This window comes from Peterkaempfera griseoplana (assembly GCF_001418575.1).
GTDB lineage: Bacteria > Actinomycetota > Actinomycetes > Streptomycetales > Streptomycetaceae > Peterkaempfera > Peterkaempfera griseoplana.
Genome location: NZ_LIQR01000735.1, coordinates 1 through 4066, shown reverse-complemented (window position 1 = coordinate 4066; position 4066 = coordinate 1). Strand labels below are relative to the sequence as shown.

Sequence of the window (4066 nt, the reverse complement as noted above, 5' to 3'; positions counted from 1 at the left end):
CGGGCGCGGTCGGCCGAGCCTGCCTGGAGGGAGTGGTCGACGGTGACGGCGCCGGCCCGCAGCCCGAGCTTGGGGGCTTCGAAGGCGCCGCCGGGTGCCGCGTGGGCGGCGAGGTCGGCGAGGGTGCGGCGGACTGCCAGGCGTATCGCTGCGACGGCGGGATGCGGACCCACGGCGGGCTCCTCCTTCGGGGACGGGACGGCCGCACGGGGGACGGGGCGAGCCCTTCCTCGGGCGGTCGGCGGGCCAGGTCATGGCGCTCCGGCGGGTAGACGACGCGGTGTGCCGGGAATGCCCCGCCTGGCACAGATGGTCGCAGAAGTGCAGCGTCTGCCGGGGTGCCCGCGCCACCGGTACGACAACGGTCCCACGGACGGGTGAATGGAGAAACGGTCCATCGGGCAGAACCGTTCACCCGACCGGGCTGCGGCGATCACATCCGCTCACGGCTCCGCACCGGCCGCGGGCGGACCGGTGCCCCGGCGCGCCCCTCACCGTCCGGGCGCACGGGCGGCACACGCCGCCGGGCGCCCGCACGGCGCGATCCCCGGGACCGGGAGCCGGTCGCCGGGGATCGCCGAAGGTTCTGCCAGGGGTCCGGCCGGGGTTCTCCCAGGGGTCAGCCGTGGGTGCGGGTCACCCAGGCGGCGGGGTCGTGGATCTCGTCACGGGTGGGGAGGGTGTTGGGCGAGGTCCAGACGCGGTTGAAGCCCTCCATGCCGACGCGGTCCACCACCTGCCGGACGAAGGCCGCCCCGTCCTGGTACTGCCGCAGCTTGGCGTCCAGGCCGAGCAGCCGCCGCAGCACGAGGTCCAGCCGCCCCGCGCCCTTGGCCCGGCGCTGCTGGAACTTCTCCCGGATCTCCTCCACCGAGGGGACGACCTCCGGGCCGACCCCGTCCATCACGAAGTCGGCGTGCCCCTCCAGCAGCGACATCACCGCGGTGATCCGGGACAGGATCTCCCGCTGGGCGGGGCTCTGCACGGCGTCCAGCAGGCCGCCGGGACCGTCGTGGTGCGACTCCTCCGGGGCGTGCTCCCCGCCGCCCAGACCGGGGATGGGGAGGCCGCCGGCCAGGCCGCGGGCGGCCTCCGCCAGCCGCTCCAGCAGGGTCGCGGGGTCCACGTCGGTCTCGGCCAGGAAGGCCTGGATCTCCGACTCCACGTGGTCGCGCAGCCAGGGCACCGCGGCGAACTGGGTGCGATGGGTCTCCTCGTGCAGGCAGACCCAGAGCCGGAAGTCGTGCGGGTCCACGTCGAGCTCCCGCTCCACATGGACGATGTTGGGTGCCACCAGCAGCAGCCGGCCGGCCGCGGCCCCTCCGGGCGCCTTCGCCGGGCCCTCCTCGAAGAGCGCCGCCGGGCTGTCGGGCGCCTGCGCGGGCGCGAAGGTCTCGTACTGGCCCAGCACCTTGGAGGAGAGGAAGGCCAGCAGCGCGCCCACCTCCACCCCGGTGACCTTCTCGCCGACCGCACCCAGCACCGCGGCGCCCGGCACGCCCTCCCGGCGCGCCTGCAGCTTGTCGACCAGCGGTCGGATGACGGTGCGGAAGCCCGCCACATTGGCCCTGATCCAGCCCGGCCGGTCCACGATCAGCACCGGGGTGCCTGCGCCGGGGGTGGACAGGCCGGTGAAGGACCTGACGTGGTGCTCGGAGTCGCGGGCATGGCGCCGCAGTTCGGCCACCACCTCGCGTGCCTCCTCGCGGGTGATCTCCGGTCCGGGCCGCACCAGCCGGGTCGCCGTCGCGACCGCGAGGTTCCAGTCGACCATGTCAGCGCTCGCGCTCGTCATGCCTTCACCGTACGTGCTGCCGGGCGTTACCGGCAGCCGCATGCCGCGACGCGCACGGCGATCCGGTCCAGGGCGGCCCGGACCGTGCCCGCGTCGGCGCCGCCCCGGGCCATCAGGGCGAAGGCGAGCAGCCGTCCGTCGTGGTCGACGACCAGCCCGGCAAGGGTGTTGACGCCGTTGAGGGTGCCGGTCTTGGCCCGGACCAGGCCCGCCGCGCCATGGGCCCCCGTGGCGCTGGTGTAGCGGTCCTGGAGGGTGCCGGTGAAACCCGCCACGGGCAGGCCGGTGAGGACCGGGCGCAGCTCGGGGCGGGCCGAGGAGGCGTCCAGCGCGAGCAGTTCGGTGAGGACGGCGGGCGGGATGGCGTTGTCCCGGTCCAGTCCGCTCCCGTCGTGCAGCACGGTGCCGCCGAGCGGCACCCCGGCGCGGGCCAGGGTCTCCCGCACGGCGGCCGCGGCGCCCTCGAAGGAGACCGGCTTGTGCGCGGCGATCGCGGCCTGGCGGGCGACGGCCTCGGCGAGGTCGTTGTCGGAGTCGGTGAGCAGCCGCTCGATCAGCCGGGCGAGGGTCGGCGACTGCACCCGGGCGAGTTCGGCGGCCTGCGCGGGGGCCTCCCCGGGCCGTACGGCGGAGACGGTGACCCCGTGGGCGCGCAGCAGCCGGGCGAAGGCCTGCGCGGCCTGGGCGGCGGGGTCGGACCAGCGGGCGGCCGGGCCGGTGGAGCGGGGGTCGATCCGGCCCTCGTCGGTCATCAGGGCGCTGACCGGGGCGATGTTGACCCCGTCGTGGTACGGGTGGCGGACCGGGCCGTCGTAGGCGGAGGTGTCGTAACCGAGGCGTATGGAGGTGGTCCCGGCCGCCTTCAGCGCGGCGGCGGTCCGGGCGGCGAGGTCCCGCAGCGAGGCGGGGGCGCTGTCCGGGTCGGTGGCGCCCGCGGGCGTGGGGAGCGCGGTGAGGGTCGGGTCACCGCCGCCGACCAGCACCACCTCTCCGGCGCCGTCGCCCCGGACGACCCGGGTGGTGATCCGGTGGTCCGGGCCGAGCAGGGTGAGGGCGGCGGTGGTGGTGGCGAGTTTGGTGGTGGAGGCGGGTGTGGCGGGGACGGTCTCACCCGATCCGTACAGCAGCCTGCCGGTGGCCGCGTCGGACACCGCCACCGTGAGGGTGCCGAGCGAAGGGTCGGCCAGCGGGCCCGCCAGTACCGCGGCCAGCCCGGCCCGGGTGGGGGGCGCGCCCTGGCCTGCCGCCCGGAGGACCGGTCCGGCGGCCCGCCGGGCCGGCGACGGCGCGGCCGGCGGGCGCGGCCGGGGAGTGGCGGTGTGCGGCGCGGAGGAGGGGGCGGCCGCGGCCCGCTCCGCGGTGCGCTGACCGCCCTGCCAGGGCCCGGCGGCGACGACGGAACCCGCCGCCAGGAGCAGCCCCGCCGCACCGGCGACCGCCGCGGTGCGGGCGGGCGAGGCCGCCGCCAGCCGGTCGGCGCCGAGCGCGGTCCAGCGCAGCACCGACCTTCCCGCGGACCGTCCGCCTGCCCTCATCAGATCGGCCCACCGACCCGCACGCTCCACCCACCGGCCCCTTTCCCGAGCACACCGCACCGTAGGAGACACTTGATTCTGACAGTGCCGAATCTTGGAGGACCCGTTGGAGTTCGACGTCACCATCGAGATCCCGAAGGGCTCGCGGAACAAGTACGAGGTGGACCATGAGACAGGCCGTCTCCGCCTCGACCGGATGCTCTTCACCTCGACCCGCTACCCGGCCGACTACGGCTTCGTCGAGGGCACCCTCGGCGAGGACGGGGACCCGCTGGACGCACTGGTCATCCTGGAGGAGCCGACCTTCCCGGGCTGCCTGATCAAGTGCCGGGCCATCGGCATGTTCCACATGACGGACGAGGCCGGCGGCGACGACAAGCTGCTGTGCGTCCCCGCCTCCGACCCGCGCTGGGAGCACCTGCGGGACATCCACCATGTCTCGGAGTTCGACCGCCTGGAGATCCAGCACTTCTTCGAGGTCTACAAGGACCTGGAGCCGGGCAAGTCGGTCGAGGGCGCCCACTGGGTCGGCCGGGTGGACGCCGAGGCCGAGATCGAGAACTCGATCAAGCGGCTGAAGGAGTCCGGTCACGCCCACTGAGGCCTGACGAAGCGAGGGCCGAGGCCCGGGGAGACCCCCCGGTCCCGGCCCTTCGTGCTGTCCGGCCCGCGCCGCCGGTCAGCGGTACGGGCGCAGCTGCGGCCGCAGGGGCCGGCGCGGCGCGGGGCCCGGGGC

General features: G+C 75.6%; 3 protein-coding genes and 1 pseudogene. 1 reads left to right on the top strand and 3 read right to left on the bottom strand.

The genetic code is table 11. The features are described 5' to 3' along the window. The 3 genes and pseudogenes from AOK09_RS39820 to dacB form a co-directional block, all read right to left on the bottom strand. Positions 1–173 (bottom strand): annotated as a pseudogene (locus AOK09_RS39820) (tRNA lysidine(34) synthetase TilS); the annotation flags it as partial. 446 nt (positions 174–619) lie between these two features. Continuing rightward, positions 620–1795: a zinc-dependent metalloprotease gene (locus AOK09_RS36185; protein WP_055591412.1), complete on the bottom strand. Its 1176-nt coding sequence runs from the start codon at positions 1793–1795 to the stop codon at positions 620–622. 26 nt (positions 1796–1821) lie between these two features. Next, entirely contained in the window at positions 1822–3297 is a 1476-nt protein-coding gene (dacB, locus tag AOK09_RS36180) for a D-alanyl-D-alanine carboxypeptidase/D-alanyl-D-alanine endopeptidase (RefSeq protein ID WP_245687645.1), read from the bottom strand. 139 nt (positions 3298–3436) lie between these two features. On the opposite strand from dacB, the gene AOK09_RS36175 reads away from it, so the two are divergent. Next, the gene (locus AOK09_RS36175) at positions 3437–3931 is read left to right on the top strand and encodes an inorganic diphosphatase (protein ID WP_055591410.1); all 495 of its coding nucleotides are present in this window, start codon (positions 3437–3439) and stop codon (positions 3929–3931) included. Positions 3932–4066: the final 135 nt, after the last annotated feature.

Bases quoted from the DNA above. Each gene is read 5' to 3' on its own strand.
- AOK09_RS36185 (WP_055591412.1), bottom strand. From the start codon at position 1,795: ATGACGAGCGCGAGCGCTGACATGGTCGACTGGAACCTCGCGGTCGCG.